Genomic DNA, 15,760 nt, shown 5'->3' on the forward strand with positions numbered 1-15,760 from the left:
AAGACGCGCGAGCGACGCGAAACGCATGTCTCAGGCGGTGCAGAGCACAGCGAACTTGCAAACCGCACTGAAATAAAAGCTGGCCCTAGTAAAGCTCCAGCAGCCAAGCTCCTACAGTGGCAAAAGCATCCCGCCTCATCCTGCTGCCACCGAAAACTGTTCCTCCCTTGATCAAAAATTGATGCAAAATAGCAGTTCCCATTTGTAGGGTCAACCCTATGGGAACAAAAACTGGTCCAAATTCTGAGGACGGCGGAGCAACCTTTCGCATCACTAAGGACGCGGTCGAAGCCGTGGCAAGGTGCCTCTACGGGGAGACCGAATATGATGCTTTACCCGAAAATAGTCAAGTCAAAGGAGCGTACCGTAAGCGCGCGAGGTCGCTGCTAAAACTTGCCGCAGATACTGAACGGGTGGTGCATCGGGACTAGTAATCGCTGAGTGCGAGTGGGCGGGCAGATGCGATGTGCCAGGCCTGCTAGCGTCGCCGCTTTGTCACCGCCGGGCTGAACATCTACCCCAGCCGAACACCCGGACCGAAAAAGCGTTTGCCGAGTCGCAGGAAATCGTTTTATTTGACAGGATCAAGCTCCGCATCACCAGGAGACCAACCGCGGCATCGCGCTGCCTTCAGACGGCGGCGCCGAGAAACTGACCTCCTCGGAACCGGACGCGGAGATACGGCGGCTGATGACGCTGTGCGCTAAGGCGAGGCGACCTCCACTGAGCCGGGCAGCGGCAAATTCACTCTCGAAAATGACGGCGTGTTTGGCGTGGACGGATCCGCTGCAACCATCCTCCAGCCGGAGGTGGCCATCCTCGGCGTTGGCGGGATCATTCACAAGTTGTTAGCGACGTGGACGGTGAGCCGGCCGTCCGCAAGGGCGCCGAGCCGACCGTCACCTTCGACCACGGATGGTTACGCCGGCGGCACCGCCTTAAATTTCTTCCGCTCCCTGCCCGGCGCGATCGAAACCGACAGCCTCCTCCCGGACATCTGAGCCTGATGGAAGGGCGTGAGAACTAGGTAGAGTCGCGCTCTAACGGCTCCTTAGTCCTGTTTCCGGGAGCCTACGCAAGACAAAAGTGATCAACGGCTGAGGGGAGCGGCACGTAACCGCTCCTATTGGCACCTTTGTCCGGCTTCAAATGCTCCGATTGTCCTCTAGGTACTGGTGTGCAGCCCGGCCAATCTTAGTCATCTCGGGGCACAGGTCCTGGATGGATAACGAGTGGTCCAGAACGGAGAAGGTTGCCTTGTGGCGGTCAATCCGACGAAGATACTCTGACTCCGCCTCCCGTCAGCGTAGACACCTCAACCAGCAGGGCGACGGTTCGGTCTAAGAGTATAGACTTCCCGAACACGATGCGTTTGTCCAGGGTTGCGTCAAAGTGCTCAAAGGCACTGCGGACGGCAGTGGAGTTTGATCGCAGAAGTATCGGGCGTCTGCGTTGGCTCTGGCCTTAGCAAACTCGCTCAGGTCCTCCCACTCATGGTCAGACGGATCCAGGTATTCCCGGGGCTCGTGGGGTCACAATCCACCCAAAGAGGGGGACATGGACGGTCTCCTTGATTCTTTTATGCTTGGGCTGTGTCCGCTCGGCGCTTGTCCATACCCAAGCCGCGGCTGATCCGATCGTTGCTGGCGAGATACCCGACGAGGACCGGTCAGAGGGCTAGGGCATTGACCGGTCTTTTCTGGCTCTATCATTAGGGCATGACTACTGGGGGAACCATCCTAAATACAGCTGTGCCCAAAAGCCGACTCGGCTCAGGCTACCTTCCGCAACTCGACGGCCTGCGTGCAATAGGTATCGCACTGGTTCTCGTTCACCACGGACTTCAGCCCCTAGAATTTGGCGGGTTTCTCGGCGTCGATGTCTTTTTCGTTCTGTCCGGATTCTTGATCACGGGGATACTCCTCAGGGAGTGGCGAACTCAAGGTAAGATCCGCATCGGGAAGTTCTATCTGCGACGCGCAATCCGCCTTTATCCGTCATTATTGCTGGCACTCGCCGTCATATTGCCGTTCGGATTCGCGCTGTGGGGCACGAAGCACTTTGTTGAAGTAGCGCTGGCGGTGACTTATTTGACACCACTGGTCGTGGAAGTGCTTGGCAAGGGAAGCCAAATCTGGCTGCACACCTGGTCACTGGGAATTGAGGAGATGTTCTATCTCGTATGGCCAGTAGCTCTAATCGGAGCCCTCCGATGGGTGGGATCTAAGGCTTGGATCTTAATTGGCGTACTTGGACTAGCAATGATGATCGTCCAAATACAACTGTTCTCAGCTACTGGCGAGACAAGTTTCTTCCTGCGTGCCGGCGGCATACTCATGGGCTGCTCGTTGGCGCTTTGGCTTGAGCGCCGGCCGGTATTTTGTGCAGCAGCTCCAGTCGGCCAGATCGGCTTGATTGGCCTAGTTGGAGCAGTGGTGATTGGCTCCGTTGAGGGACTGCAGGCGGTCGCATTTGCTCTGGCTGCTTCGGCGACTGTTGCACTGCTAGCGAGCATCTCCACGAGGCAATCCGCTTTAGTGTCCGCACTCAGTAGCCCCGCCGTCGTTTACATCGGCAAGATCAGTTACGAGTTGTACATCTGGCATTATGCAATTCTGGTCGTACTGCGACTGGCAACAGATTCTCGGCTTATTGATGTAGCCCTCGTAGGTATCCCCTTGAGCGTCGTGCTGGCGGTAGGCACACACAGGTTGTTGGCCAAGCGCATTGACCGTTGGAAAAAGCAGTTCGCGCAGTGAGGCACATCGAACGGTCGATTGAGGGTAAAGCGTCATACTCCACTAATGCAGCAGGACCCGTGGGGCGGATCCGGTCACTGGACGGTCTGCGCGGAGTTGCGGCACTTGTTGTCGTGATCGGTCATTCGCTCATCGTTTTTCCGTGGTTGCGCTACGTTCATACAAGTGAGGATCCGCTTCCTTTTGGAACGGTGTCGTGGTGGGGCACCCATACGCCTCTCCATCTACTATGGGCGGGTTCAGAAGCCGTATACATCTTCTTTGTGCTGAGCGGCTTCGTTCTGACTTTGCCCGTATTGCAGGCCTCGTCCTTTTCCTGGCGTCAGTACTACCCCCGGAGACTGGCACGCCTGTACCTTCCAGTGTGGGCCGCTCTCGCTTTCGCGGTCGTCCTCACTGCATGTGTATCCCTGTTGGATGCACCGACCGCGCAGGTCTGGCTTGCAGAGAAGGAGCCTCTCCTGGCACCGCTTCGCATTGTGCGCGACGCTGTGCTCCTGACAGGGGTTTCGGATCTAAACGGTCCATTATGGTCCCTACATTGGGAAATGCTCTTCTCCCTCGCGCTGCCTGCCTACGTCATATTTGCGTGCCGGTGGCGTTCGCTACTGGGAATAAAAGTGGCCGTTGTGATCCTTATAAGCATCCTTGGGAGCACGGTTCTTTCGCCGCTTCAGCTGGTCGGCGATGCTTTTCTATTTATGCCGTTGTTCGCGCTCGGAGCATTGATGGCAGTCGAGTGGCCGCAGCTGCGAACTTATGCCCTTAGGATCGATAATTTGCCCCGTAGCCACTTCGCGTGGAACGGTCTGCTTGGGTTGGCGGCCCTAGTTCTGTGCTCCTATTGGCTGGTCCTTGCCTTCGATCCGCCGAAATTCGTACTCGATCTCACCCGGCCACTGTCCTTCACCGGTGCTGCAGTGTTGGTGTTCTGTGCCGCATTTCACGCCGCATTCAGATCCGCTCTGGAGTGGCGGGCAGTTCAATGGCTTGGCAGGATTTCTTTCAGTCTTTACTTGGTTCATGGTCCGATCCTTGAAGTGCTGAATTCTTTCCTGCGCGACGACCAGCGGTATGTCGTGATGCTTGTTGGCATCCCGGTTGCACTAGTTCTGGCTCAGCTTTTCTACATTGGGGTGGAGCGCCCGAGCCTAACCTTCTCTAGACGACTCGTGGCCGATCAGGGTGCACTTCAATAGCCGGTAGGGACGTCCGTGCTGGGCAATGCCCAACTTACGCCCGACAGAACTGAACGCTTAGTAGGAACTATGGATGCTTCAGTGGGAAATGTACGTACGGTGCCGGGTACAGTCGGCCGCATGGGATACAACAAGCACAACAAAGGCAAGAAGACCCGGCGTTGGATAAATCGGCCGCTGCGGTATTCCGGCCTAAGCATCCTCGCTTTCGTGACTGCCGTGGTGTGCTACGCCGCGCTCACCCGTTAACTCCCTATACTTCTCGGCAAGGGTTCCACTATTGAACCGCTGTTCATTTTAGTTCTTTTCGCAGTTGCCGCTCTGGCATTCCGCGCGCGAAAGGCAACCCTGCGGCGGCCAGGTACAATAAGCCGGACGCCGACACGGGCATTTCTCCCCGGGAGTGGGACAGCGCGGTCGGCTACTAGGGCGAAGCGCCCCGTTGCCCACAACCTATGCCCGTGGATCCAGACCTGGACACGTGGTTGAAGCGGACGCTTTTGGCTTCGTCGCCCTTGTACACCATGATGCCGCCGATACGGGCGTAATTGGAGGCGTGCGTGGGGGCCTTTACGACATGCTGGCCCTGGATGCCAATCGTGACACGATAAAGCTGGCCGTCCGTGGTGGCGCCTCCAGTTTGCGGTGGGGAGTGATCCCACGTCGGTGCCGTCTACACTCACGGTCACGTCCGAGGCTGGCCCGAAAGCGCAGACGATGTTCACGGACGTCCCTGTGACGATCCAGCCAATGTAGCCACGGGGCGCGATGACATAAGTACGCCCGCCCGCGCGGAGGCTGGTAGGCGCGACCACAGTGCAGCTCGTAACTGCGGGCTGGCCCATGGTGGTGGCCCTAAACAAGGCCCGCGTAGGCCCAGCTCCGCCCGTGACTCCAGCGTTGGGGTAGCGTGCGCGGATGGTCGCGGCTGCACCTGTCCTGCCGGCGGTGGCCCTGGGTGTCGCGCCGTGGCCTTCGGTGATGGAATCGCCGGAACCGAACCAGATGTTCACCGGGTCGACGTCCCGGGAGCCCCAGTGCCGCCTGGAAAGGCAGTTGAACTTTCGGCGTACGTTTCAGCGGCAACTGCCTTGTTTGCATAGGCATTATGTACCGTAAACCCCCGATGGGCGGGGGCTCTTCATGCAATGTTTTGTGCTTGGGAACGACTCTTCAGCGATCATTGACGCACGCGGGCATGAGCGAGCACGAGCCCGGCCGCCGTCGGTGGTTTTGAAAGGCTCAACCAGCGAACGGCTTTCTCGGGGTTTCGACAGGCTCAACCACCGGCCGGTGGATACAATCAACGCCTAGACGATCGCATACTGCTTTGCCGGAGGTACGGAGAAACAATGTCGGAATGGCTCGAAGTCGGCGCGGACAACTATGTGCTGGTCACCGAAGGATCGTTGCTGAACACCGGATTGGTTGTGGGATCCGAGCGTGCCATGGTGATCGACACGGGCTGCGGCCCTCGGCAGGGCCGGGAGATCCTGGACGCGGTGCGGGGGAAGACCCAGCTGCCGCTCGTCGTCGTAAACACTCACGCCCACTACGACCACTTCTTTGGCAACGCGGTGTTCGCGGAAGCGGGCGTAACCGAGTTCTGGGGGCACCAGAACTGCGCGACCGAGATAGATGAGCGCGGGGACCTCCAGCGCCGCCTCGTCGGGACGCTGGAACCGGAGATGTCCGCCGGCGAAGGCCAGAACGTGGAACTCGTAGTGCCCAATGCCATCGTAAAGGACCAGCCCGTCCTGGTGGATCTCGGCGGGCTGACCGCTACGCTGTTCTACCTGGGCCGCGGCCACACTGACGGCGACCTTCTGGTGGGTACACCCACTACCCTGTTCGTGGGCGACCTTGTGGAACAGGGCGCGCACCCGTCCTTCGAAGACTCCTATCCGGAAGAGTGGGCGGACGCGCTCCGGCACATCTCAGCGCTGCGCCACCGCTACGAGTTCCTTATTCCCGGGCACGGGAAGCCGTGCAGCGACCAGTTCGTCAAAACCATGGCGAACACCATGACAACCGCTGTTCGCCAGGCACGCCAGTCAATCCGCGATACTCCGAGTGATGCCACTAAGGCAATCCCGGTCCTGCCGTACGGGCCGGAACAGTCGCGCTGGTTCATCAAGCGTCTCCAGGAGACTCGCCGGGAGCACTAGTTTGCAGGCCGCAAACCGTATCCCTGCACAAACCTTGACCCGACCCGCGGGCGATCCTTCACCCAATCCTGAGCCTGACCACGTAGCTTGTTGCTTGTCAGGCAGTACCGGGCAGTACGGAGGGAGCAGGACATGACCATCACCGACTACGTTGTAGCCCTTGGCGGGATGCTGGGATCACTCGGGGCTGTGGGCCTTTTAGCCGCTAAACTCATCCACACGAAGGTACGCCACTAGCTGGAAGGGCAAAGCCGGGTTACACCCCCGGTGCTGGCGTAGCGACGCGACGAAGTGCCCTATGCCAGCACCGGCGGCTCGAACCGGGTCCCCGGCGAGCCGCCGGCCATCGCTTTCAAAATGTTCTCCGCAACGCTGCGGACCTTCAGGTTCCGCTGGCGCGATACTCCTGCAAGTTTGCTGAACGCCTCGCTGTACGAACAGCGGTTCTGCGCCATGATCACCCCACACGCCACATCTATGGATGTGCGGCTTTCTAAAACTGTCTTCAGGTTGTCGCCGGCGGAACGGACGCTCCGGACCTCCAGGGCAAGCTTCATGCTGGACGAGGCAACCCGGGCAAGCCACGTGGCCTCGCCCACGAGTTCGGGTGTGAACTCAAACCCCGCCGGTCCCAGGAACACCAGGGTGCAGGTTGTTCGTGCCTTGAGCTCCAGCGGAACAGCTAGCGCGCCACCGTACCCCAAGCCGGTAAGTCGGCGCCGGTACGCCTGCCATCCCTGCGCAGTGCCGCCCATTGTCACTACTACAGGTCCTCCCGTGGCGGCCGCTTGCTCCATGGGACCGTCGCCGTACCGGTCCTCGGAGGAGGCCACATTGGCGGCCGGGCTGGTATTGCCAGCAGTGACGGGGAGACTTTCCGCAGTCACCATTGTCGCGGCACAGTCAATCCCCGTCCCCGCCGATCCGGTGAGCGCCAGCGCAGCCGCATCCGCCAGCCGCTGAACCGACGCCATTTCTGTATCCGTTCCGGTGATCAGGTCCAGCAGGAACCCAGGGTGTTCCGTGCGCTTGCTTCCGGATGCCGGCTGTACTGTCACGCTTCTGCCCCCACTCGACGATCGGTTCCGCCCTCAACAGCGCGGCCCTTTCCTCGAATCTAGGGGTGTGCTCCGGCACGGACACGAGTAGCGGGTACTCTACTTTTCCTGCCGGTTCTGGGCAGTACTTGCTTCACGCTACGAGGGCCTCAGAACTCCGCGGAAAGACCGGTGAGCACCGACTTTCGGTGGCGGGCACTCCCGCCTCGATGAGGACTACGCGATGTCGCTGCCACGTAGCGCCGCGCGTACTGGGTAGGCAACGGACTGAAAAGTCTTGCCGATTACACAAGGAAGCGGGACTCGAAACAACACCGTGGCAACTCTTGTTGCGCAGATCATCAAGAAGACCACCTGCTCCGTCGTCTTGCAAGTAGAATTCGAGGGCGACAAGGCAGCCAATCAGTCAGCACAACCGAGCAATGGGCGAACTGCGTCAACGCAGTGAAGTTGGCCGCAGGGATCAGGCAGGCAGTATTCATGTCATGGACTCCAATGCACTCATCCCGACCCAGCCTGTCTGATTCAAACGACTTCTTCAGCGCGAACAGACTGCATCTGAACGACGCTGGACACGCTTACCTAGCCAACGTCATGTTGGACGCCCGACGGTCTATGCGGCGTTACGACTTGGACCGCAACACCTCACAGGATGGTCATTCTGCCTGCTGCTCTAATGGCCTTTTTCCAGGCAGTCGGCAGAGCAGAACGTGTCAAACCGGTCCTGCTTTTCCGACTGGCGGCAGATAGAGCAGAGCGCGAAACGCCTACTCTTCATGTCGATACCCGGGTAGAAGAAGTCACTTAGCCACTCGATAAGCCCCATCCCTCATATCTACAAATGCAGAATCAAGAAATGCTGCAGGTTCGGCTCAAGGTTGTTGCAAGAAGCCAATAAGCTGATTTAGTACCGTTGCGATATGGTGGCAAAAGCGACGCCCAACCTCATTGGGCGCGCCGTCTTTGTGTTTTTACGCTTCTAGGTCCTGACGACGCTACTCTTGTCAAACCGGTGGTCAGCTCCACCAAACGGCGCTCGGCTTTCGAGGCGTGTTCGAGTGTTCGAACGCACCCCTGACGCCGCCCGCAGTTCAGCGCGTGTCCACGTCCTCGAACACCAAGAACGTCTGGGTATCAAGTACTCCGGGCATGGACTGCAGCTGGTCGAAGATGACGCGCCGCAGGTCGATGTTGTCCACGGCGCGGACCAGCAGGATGACGTCGAAGTCGCCGCCTACCAGGGCAATGTGGTGTACCTCCGGGATGGCGCCCAGCTGGTCACGAAGCTCGCGCCAGGAATCCTGCCTCAGCTTCAGAGTCACGTAGGCGGACGACCGGAGCCCGGCCTTGATGGGATCCACCAGCGCGGTGAACCTGGAGAGCACGCCTTCACTCGTGAGCCTGCCGATCCGGGTGTACGCATGTGCCCGGGAGATGTGAACGTTCTCCGCCACCTGGGTGACGGACATCCTGCCGTCCCGGGTGAGTTCGGAAATGATCCTGCGATCAATGTCGTCCAACGGTACGGGTTCCGTCCCGGCATCCCTGGCTGCCATTTGTTCACGGCCCCTGTTCGGCAAATCTGGTGAGACTTACAATTCGTCTTCCAGCATAGGCAGAATCAGCCAACTTCTCCACGGATGCTGCACAGGCTGGATACGAACCTCACGCGGCAGGGGACTGCGAGTGGATAGAGTAATCGGGAAGGCCGGCAACAACGGTACCGCCGTCAGGGGCGCCGATACGGGACGTTACCGCCGCTGGGCATCGTGGAGTTCCGCTGCACGACGGATGAAGTCGCAGTCGCTGGGGGAGAGGATGCTCTCACCGTGGCGGTCCTGTTCGAACTCGGCGCCCGTGGCCTTCTTGATCTGGGCCGCGATGGTCCGGGGAAGAATTCTGCACCCGGGATTGTCCAGCAGCCACTGCCGCGTTTCTGGCTCGAGCCGGTCCCACAGCTTGTCGATGCCCATTACAGTTACCCCACTCTTAGTCATTTCCCGGTATATGAAATGCCGCCTCGCCCGCGGGACGGATGACCCAAGTCCCCGGTCCCCGCCAGCCGCAGGGAAGGCTGACCGCGAAGAGTGATCCAGAGGCGGAGGGGACGCCAGTGTCCCCTCCGCATCCGTCGCCGCACCACGAGCCCCCAAACCACGGGAAATCCCTGCCACCTGATGCGGAGCTTCCTGCCTGTAATGAACGGAAAGGAATCTTCCGGACATTGACGGATTGACGTTTTCGTCAATCGCGACCATCCGAGTGTGGCCCTCCCGTAAGTGGGGGTCAAGGGCTTTTTGAAAAGAGACGAACCTTTACTCCAAGGGGCAGGCTGGCAGCACTTGATTGCTTCGGCAACCGGGCAGACGGGGGAGTGCCACCGGGGTCAGGTGTGGCGCTGTTCCTGCCCGTTGCCAAGTTCGTCCCGGGCGGCTTCCAGCAGGGTGACACCGCGGGTGCGGGCTGTCCTGAAAAGCTCTGCGGCCGCTTCTTCCGGGGTGCAACCGCTCCGCTCGGCGATCGCTGTGCGGGCCTCCGCGATCACCGAGCGCGAGGCCAGAAGTGACTCCAGCTTGGACAACTGTTCATCCAGCCAGGCCGGATCCGGCAACTCCTCCGGCGCGGGGCGCAGGGCACCGTCGGCGGATGCCGTCCGGGCCTGGAGTACGGAACGGGCAGCGGCGAGCAGGCCGGCGGCTTCCGGGTTTGTGAGTCGGTAGACAAGGCGCCCGCCGGACCAGAGGCGCTGGATCAGCTGCTGCCCGCGCAGCTGGGTGAGGTGCCGCGCCAGGTGTGTGGCCTTCACTCCCGTGCCTTCGCAGAGTTCCGGGATGGAGGACTCGCCGTGGGAGAGCAGCTCCAGGATCTGTGCCCGGACCGGATGGGCCACGGCCTTGAACACCTCCGCCGCAGCAGACATCGCCGGTCCGGCGCCGCCACCATGTACCGGTGCGGCCATCGGAGCCGCGCGGCTCTCCGAGCCAATGTCATCGCTGCTCATGCGCTTCGCTTCCTTGGTCTATGCACGCCATTATCCTCCGCTCTGCCGTCCGCAGCCGGGAGGTCACGTCGGGGAATTCAGGCGTCAGTGGAAGCGGACACGTCCGGCTCGGCAGAGTCCCCAAAATCCTTGCCCGCCGTTTTGTCCACCGCACCGCCGGTAACCTGCGTCACACTGACAATTCGTCTTCCAGCAGCAGCAGAATCAGCCAGCTTCTCCAAGATTCCCGCAGACGCTGGATACGAAACCTTCCCCGGGTCAATACTGGGAGTAAATAGTGGCTTTCGAAGGATGGACCAATGACGATCTCCGCAGACCACACCGCACCGGACACTGCCAAGGCGGACCGCACCAGTAAGGCGCGAACAGAAGACGCCCTCACCGAGGCCGTCAAGAAGTTCGGGATCACGGTGGAGGACTACATGCTCCCGGCCCGGCACCAGATCCAGATGGTGGACCCGGACGGCCGGCTCAAGCCCGAAGGTGAGCAGGGCACCGAACCCGGCCACGAGTACCCGTTGCCCGGCGATGCTGAACTGCTGGCAGCGTACGAGCAGCTCGTCGTCGGCCGCCGCGTCAACGACCAGAACTCCGCGCTGGTCCGGCAGGGCCGCATGGCCGTGTACCCGTCCAGCCACGGCCAGGAGGCCTGCCAAGTGGCGGCCGCCCTGTGCCTGTCCGGCGGCGACTGGATGTTCCCCACCTACCGCGACGCCGTCGCCGTGATGGCGCGCGGCGTGGACCCCGTCCAGGTGATGACCATCTTCCGCGGCGACTGGCACGGCGGCTTCAACCCCCTCGAGCACAAGGTGGGCATCCAGTGCACGCCGCTGACCACCCAGCTGCTCCACGCCGTCGGCGTTGCCCACGCCGCCAAACTCCGCGGCGAGGACACCGTGGTGCTGGCCATGTGCGGCGACGGCGCCACCAGCGAAGGCGACTTCCACGAGGCCCTGAACTTCGCCGCCGTCTTCCACCTGCCGGTGATCTTCTTCGTCCAGAACAACAAGTACGCCATCTCGGTGCCGCTGGCGCACCAGTCCGTGGCGCCGTCGCTCGCGCACAAGGCGGTGGGCTACGGCATGGCCGGCGAACGCGTGGACGGCAACGACGTCGTCGCGCTCCTCGCCGTCCTGGACCGGGCCGTTGCGCTCGCCCGGGGCGGTTCCGGCCCCCTGCTGGTGGAGGCGCACACCTACCGGATGCAGGCCCACACGAATGCCGACGACGACACGCGCTACCGGGAGAGCGCTGAAGTTGCCGAGTGGCGGGCGAAGGATCCGGTGAACCGGATGCGGACCTACCTCACCGACCGCGGTCTCTTGGACGACGACGGCGAGCGGCGGATCCGCGAAAAGGCGGAAGCGGTTGCCACGCAGCTGCGTGACGGCCTCAGCGAGGACGTGCCGGTGGACCCGCAGGAGCTCTTCCGCCACGTTTTCGCCAAGACCACGCCGCAGCTGAAGGAACAGTCCGCCCTGCTCGCCGACGAACTCGCCCGCGACGCCACATCTACGGAGGAGGCCGCCAAGTGAGCCCCACCATCACCACCTCGTCCGAGGCCAATGGCAACGTTAGCGCCGCCACCGCCCGGGCCGCCGCCTCGGCCGCTGCCTCCGCGGAAGCCGCCGGCCCCCAACCGGTCACTCTTGCCAAGGCTCTTAACACTGCCCTGGCCGACGCGATGCACGCCGATCCCTCCGTCCTGGTGTTCGGCGAGGACGTGGGCATGCTGGGCGGGGTCTTCCGGATCACCGACGGGCTCACCGCGACGTTCGGTGAGCAGCGCTGCTTCGACACTCCGCTGGCCGAGTCCGGGATTGTGGGCATGGCCGTGGGCATGGCGATCAACGGGATGCGCCCGGTGATCGAGATGCAGTTCGACGCGTTCGCGTACCCGGCGTTCGAGCAGATCGTCAGCCACGTGGCCAAGATGCACAACCGGACCAAGGGGGCGGTGAAACTGCCGCTGGTGATCCGGGTGCCGTACGGCGGCGGGATCGGGGGAGTGGAGCACCACTGCGACTCCTCCGAGTCCTACTACGCCCACACCGCTGGGCTGAAGGTGTTCACCCCGGCCACCGTGGCGGACGGGTACCGGATGCTCCGCGAGGCCATCGACTCGGACGATCCCGTGATGTTTATGGAGCCCAAGAAGCTGTACTGGTCCAAGGATCTGGTGGACCTGTCCGAGCTTCGGTCCTCTTACTCTTCCGCTGCTTCGGCGGGGCAGTCCTCGCAGGGGCGCGCCGCCGTCGCGCGTTCCGGCACTGACGCGACCCTGATCGCGTACGGGCCGTCCGTCCCCACCGCGCTCGCCGCCGCCGAGGCCGCCGCGCTGGAGGGGCGCTCGCTGGAGGTCATCGACGTCCGCACCATCGTCCCGTTCGACGATGCCACTGTCTGCGAGTCGGTCCGGAAGACCGGGCGGGCCGTAGTGATCGCGGAAGCGCACGGGTTCGCGTCCGTGTCCTCGGAGATCGTGGCCCGGGTGCAGGAGCGCTGCTTCCACTACCTGGCGGCACCCATCCGCCGCGTGACGGGGTTCGACATCCCGTATCCGGCGCCGAAGCTTGAAAAGTATTACCTGCCCGGCGTGGACCGCATCCTCGACGCCGTTGACGACCTGCAGTGGGAGAACTGACCATGAGTGAAGCACGCGTGTTTTTGTTGCCGGACCTGGGCGAGGGGCTGACCGAAGCCGAGCTGGTGTCCTGGCACGTTTCTGTTGGTGACACTATTTCCGTGGATCAGCCGATCGCGGAGGTGGAGACGGCCAAGTCCACTGTTGAGGTGCCATCACCCTATGCCGGGATTGTGGCCGAGCTGCACGGGCAGCCGGGGGAGACCCTGGACGTGGGGAAGCCGCTGATCTCGGTGACGCCTGCCTCGGTGGGTGAGCCTGCCCAGCCGGTGGTTGAACCCGTCGAAACCCCGGTGGTTGAGCCTGTCGAAACCAAGCCCGTCGAAACCGAGCTGGGCGAGGCGGTGGTTGAACCTTCCTCCTCGGTGGTTGAGCCTGTCGAAACCAAAGAGGCCGAGACCTACCGCGAAGAAGAAAAGGCGGGGTCCGGCAACGTCCTCATCGGCTATGGCACCCCAGGAGGCCACGGCGTTGCCCGTCGTACCCGGGCGCCCAAGTCATCCGTGGCGGTTGCTGACCGCTCGGTGGTTGAGCCTGTCGAAACCAAAGAAACCAAAGAGGACGACCTCACCCTCCTGCGCACCCGCGTCCCCGGGAAGCTCGGTGCCGTGATCTCCCCGCTGGTCCGGCGGATGGCGCGGGAGCACGGCGTCGACCTGGGAGAGATCCCCGGCTCGGGTGACGGCGGACTGATCATGCGCAAGGACGTCGAAGCGGCCATCCTCCCCACCCGCCCCCTAACCTCGCAAGCTCGGCCAGGGAACCCTGCGGGCGTGGCCCCACCCCCGTCCAGCGACGTGGAAGCGCCGATGGTTGAGTCTGTCGAAACCTCAGAGGCTCCTGGATCTCGACAAGCTCGATCACCGGAGGGAACCGACGCCCGGACCGGCCTTGCCGTTTCCTCGCGCACGCCTGTCAGGGGAGTACGCAAGGCCGTGGCCGCCAACATGTCCCGCAGCCGCTCGGAAATCCCAGAGGCAACGGTCTGGGTGGACGTCGACGCGATGGCCCTCGTGGAGCTCCGCGAGCAACTCAAGGCCGGCGGCGCCGAGGTACCGGGCCTGCTCGCGTTCATTGCCCGCTTTGTCACCGCGGGGCTCAAGAAGTACCCGGAGCTGAACACGCGCATCGAAACCACGCAGGACGGCTCGCAGGAGATTGTTTCGTTCGACGGAATCAACCTCGGCATCGCCGCGCAGACCGACCGGGGACTCGTGGTCCCGTCGGTCCGTTCCGCTGAAAAACTGAGCGCTCGCGAACTGGACGCGGAGATCCGCCGGCTCACAGACGTCGCCCGCCAGGGCAAGGCCACTCCGATAGAACTCGGCAGCGGAACGTTTACGCTGAACAACTACGGGGTGTTCGGCGTGGACGGGTCGGCGGCGATCATCAACCACCCGGAGGTGGGCATCCTCGGCGTTGGCCGGATCATCGACAAGCCGTGGGTGGTGAACGGTAAACTTGCGGTCCGGAAGGTCACCGAGCTGACGCTGACCTTCGACCACCGCGTCTGCGACGGCGGCACCGCAGCCGGCTTCCTTCGCTTCGTGGCTGACGCCATCGAAAACCCGGGAAGGCTGTTGATTGAGCTGTAGCGGCACAAGTCAGGGATGGACCTAAACGGCCTCACTGGCACTTAGGTACAAGCAGGTGGTCACTCCGTCGGAGGACAGGCGGAGAACAGGTACCGTCTACTCGTGCGCAGGGTGGAGCAGCATTGTTGACTGGTGGAAGCCAGCGAGGAGAGGTCTCCCTAAGCCAAGAGGTCTCAAACCCAACACTCGCCGGTCACACCAGTGCTGGCGGGTCTTAGGTTTGGTGGCCCTCTCCGGGAGACCCGCCAGCGCCACATAAGCGTCTATTCGAGGAAGCGACCACAGGGCAGCAGATTACTGTGTGTCGGAAATCTGCGGACTGACTTTCTCTCCATCGGGTGCAGGTCAAGGGGCAGCCGCAAGCAAAAAACCCGCGACCTTCAAGGGCCGCGGGTTTTGTGCTTTTTCGATTACTGGGTAGTCAGGGTGAAGGTGGCTGCCTTGTCGCCAACGTCGTCGGTGACCACGATGGTGGTCGGGCCCTTCTTGACGTCGAACACCACCACACCCTGGCGTGCATCACCGGCGGCGACTTCCTCGGTGGGCAGGCCCTCAAGCCCCTCCTCCAGGTAGATCCCCTCGCCCTCGTTGCCGTCGGCGTCGTAGGCCTCGAAGTTTGAGGAGCTGGCAAGGCTGGTTCCGGTCAGCGTCTCCCAGGAAACATTGATGGCGAGGAAGCCTCCGTTTGCCGGGGTCATGTAGGACATCCCGGGAATCTCCTGGGTGTAGATGGCGTCGATGACGCCCACCTTCACGGTGTTCCCATCGGAGACCGTGACCGTGAAGGAAGTGTCGTCACCGGCGGTAATGGAGGGCTGTGATGCCGCTTCACTGACCTGGGGATCGGCGGCCTGGGTGACCTCGGGGGAGCTTTTGCGCAGCTCCTCCAACGCGCTGTTGGCCAGGGCAAAGGACATCACCGTGTACAGGATGCCAACGACCACCCCGACGAGCCAGACGGCGCCGGTGATGATCCAGGCCGTCTTCTTGTTTTCCGGGTAACCCTCCAGCGGCAACCCGTTCTTGTCCCGCATGTTCCCGGTCAGGATGATGATCAGGTCGATGATGGACCAGATGCCCAAGCCGCCCAAGGTCAGCAGCTTGACGATGCAGGTGCCGATCTTGCCGAGGTAGAAGCGGTCCACACCCAGGCCGCCCAGCAGGAGGGAGAGGAGCCAGGTAACCACGAAGGACTTCCCCGGGGCGGTGGCATAAGGAGGGTGTCCATAGGGGTCCGGCTGGTATCCGCCCTGTTGTCCTCCCTGGTACGGTCCGCCAAAGCTGGCAGGTGCGGTGGGGATGGGCGGAGCTGAGTTTTCATTCACCCGTTGAACGT

Annotated in this window: 12 protein-coding genes; 7 read left to right on the top strand and 5 right to left on the bottom strand. The window is 62.1% G+C overall.

Annotated elements, in window-relative coordinates; all coding sequences use genetic code 11:
- The first annotated feature begins 764 nt into the window (after window positions 1–764).
- The 4 genes from P2Q66_RS00595 to P2Q66_RS00610 all read left to right on the top strand — a co-directional run bounded on the left by P2Q66_RS00595 (window position 765) and on the right by P2Q66_RS00610 (window position 6,126).
- The gene (locus tag P2Q66_RS00595) at window positions 765–1,001 is read left to right on the top strand and encodes a hypothetical protein (RefSeq protein ID WP_275724761.1); all 237 of its coding nucleotides are present in this window, start codon (window positions 765–767) and stop codon (window positions 999–1,001) included.
- A 717-nt stretch (window positions 1,002–1,718) separates the two neighbouring features.
- On the top strand, window positions 1,719–2,759 hold the full coding sequence (locus tag P2Q66_RS00600) for an acyltransferase (RefSeq protein ID WP_275724763.1): 1,041 nt from the start codon (window positions 1,719–1,721) through the stop codon (window positions 2,757–2,759).
- Window positions 2,756–3,958 carry an acyltransferase gene (locus P2Q66_RS00605; protein ID WP_275724765.1) on the top strand — a complete coding sequence of 401 codons (1,203 nt, stop codon included), beginning with the start codon at window positions 2,756–2,758 and terminating at the stop codon, window positions 3,956–3,958. The genes P2Q66_RS00600 and P2Q66_RS00605 overlap by 4 nt, the downstream gene beginning before the upstream one ends.
- Before the next feature lie 1,352 nt (window positions 3,959–5,310).
- On the top strand, window positions 5,311–6,126 hold the full coding sequence (locus tag P2Q66_RS00610; protein ID WP_275724766.1) for an MBL fold metallo-hydrolase: 816 nt from the start codon (window positions 5,311–5,313) through the stop codon (window positions 6,124–6,126).
- Between the two features lie 296 nt (window positions 6,127–6,422).
- On the opposite strand, the gene P2Q66_RS00615 is transcribed toward P2Q66_RS00610, so the two are convergent.
- From P2Q66_RS00615 to P2Q66_RS00630, 4 genes are all read right to left on the bottom strand, one after another.
- The gene (locus tag P2Q66_RS00615) at window positions 6,423–7,184 is read right to left on the bottom strand and encodes an ANTAR domain-containing protein (RefSeq protein ID WP_275724767.1); all 762 of its coding nucleotides are present in this window, start codon (window positions 7,182–7,184) and stop codon (window positions 6,423–6,425) included.
- Window positions 7,185–8,275: 1,091 nt separating this feature from the next.
- Window positions 8,276–8,740, bottom strand: coding sequence for an Lrp/AsnC family transcriptional regulator (locus P2Q66_RS00620; RefSeq protein ID WP_079596441.1), 465 nt, complete (start codon window positions 8,738–8,740; stop codon window positions 8,276–8,278).
- 195 nt (window positions 8,741–8,935) lie between these two features.
- Window positions 8,936–9,157, bottom strand: coding sequence for a hypothetical protein (locus P2Q66_RS00625; protein ID WP_275724769.1), 222 nt, complete (start codon window positions 9,155–9,157; stop codon window positions 8,936–8,938).
- Between the two features lie 413 nt (window positions 9,158–9,570).
- A complete protein-coding gene (locus P2Q66_RS00630; protein ID WP_275724770.1) occupies window positions 9,571–10,185 on the bottom strand; it encodes a metalloregulator ArsR/SmtB family transcription factor in 615 nt (204 codons plus the stop codon).
- 299 nt (window positions 10,186–10,484) lie between these two features.
- Between P2Q66_RS00630 and P2Q66_RS00635 the strand changes: the two genes are divergently transcribed.
- The 3 genes from P2Q66_RS00635 to P2Q66_RS00645 are packed head-to-tail and all read left to right on the top strand — an operon-like array spanning window position 10,485 to window position 14,424.
- Entirely contained in the window at window positions 10,485–11,720 is a 1,236-nt protein-coding gene (locus P2Q66_RS00635; RefSeq protein WP_275724772.1) for a thiamine pyrophosphate-dependent dehydrogenase E1 component subunit alpha, read from the top strand.
- A complete protein-coding gene (locus tag P2Q66_RS00640) occupies window positions 11,717–12,829 on the top strand; it encodes a transketolase C-terminal domain-containing protein (RefSeq protein ID WP_275724774.1) in 1,113 nt (370 codons plus the stop codon). Before P2Q66_RS00635 ends, P2Q66_RS00640 begins: the two co-directional genes overlap by 4 nt.
- Before the next feature lie 2 nt (window positions 12,830–12,831).
- The gene (locus P2Q66_RS00645; protein WP_275724776.1) at window positions 12,832–14,424 is read left to right on the top strand and encodes a dihydrolipoamide acetyltransferase family protein; all 1,593 of its coding nucleotides are present in this window, start codon (window positions 12,832–12,834) and stop codon (window positions 14,422–14,424) included.
- Window positions 14,425–14,834: 410 nt separating this feature from the next.
- Here the strand turns inward: P2Q66_RS00645 and P2Q66_RS00650 are convergent.
- The coding region (locus P2Q66_RS00650) for a TM2 domain-containing protein (protein ID WP_345795615.1) at window positions 14,835–15,760 on the bottom strand (926 nt) is incomplete at its 5' end.

It is taken from the genome of Arthrobacter sp. Cr_A7 (assembly GCF_029222765.1).
In the GTDB taxonomy this organism is placed as follows: domain Bacteria; phylum Actinomycetota; class Actinomycetes; order Actinomycetales; family Micrococcaceae; genus Arthrobacter.

What these genes read in the sequence shown, in the direction of transcription:
- P2Q66_RS00635 (WP_275724772.1), top strand. Translation starts at nt 10,485, where the DNA reads ATGACGATCTCCGCAGACCACACCGCACCGGACACTGCCAAGGCGGAC.
- P2Q66_RS00600 (WP_275724763.1), top strand. Translation starts at nt 1,719, where the DNA reads ATGACTACTGGGGGAACCATCCTAAATACAGCTGTGCCCAAAAGCCGA.
- P2Q66_RS00610 (WP_275724766.1), top strand. Translation starts at nt 5,311, where the DNA reads ATGTCGGAATGGCTCGAAGTCGGCGCGGACAACTATGTGCTGGTCACC.
- P2Q66_RS00630 (WP_275724770.1), bottom strand. Translation starts at nt 10,185, where the DNA reads ATGAGCAGCGATGACATTGGCTCGGAGAGCCGCGCGGCTCCGATGGCC.
- P2Q66_RS00625 (WP_275724769.1), bottom strand. Translation starts at nt 9,157, where the DNA reads ATGGGCATCGACAAGCTGTGGGACCGGCTCGAGCCAGAAACGCGGCAG.
- P2Q66_RS00620 (WP_079596441.1), bottom strand. Translation starts at nt 8,740, where the DNA reads ATGGCAGCCAGGGATGCCGGGACGGAACCCGTACCGTTGGACGACATT.
- P2Q66_RS00645 (WP_275724776.1), top strand. Translation starts at nt 12,832, where the DNA reads ATGAGTGAAGCACGCGTGTTTTTGTTGCCGGACCTGGGCGAGGGGCTG.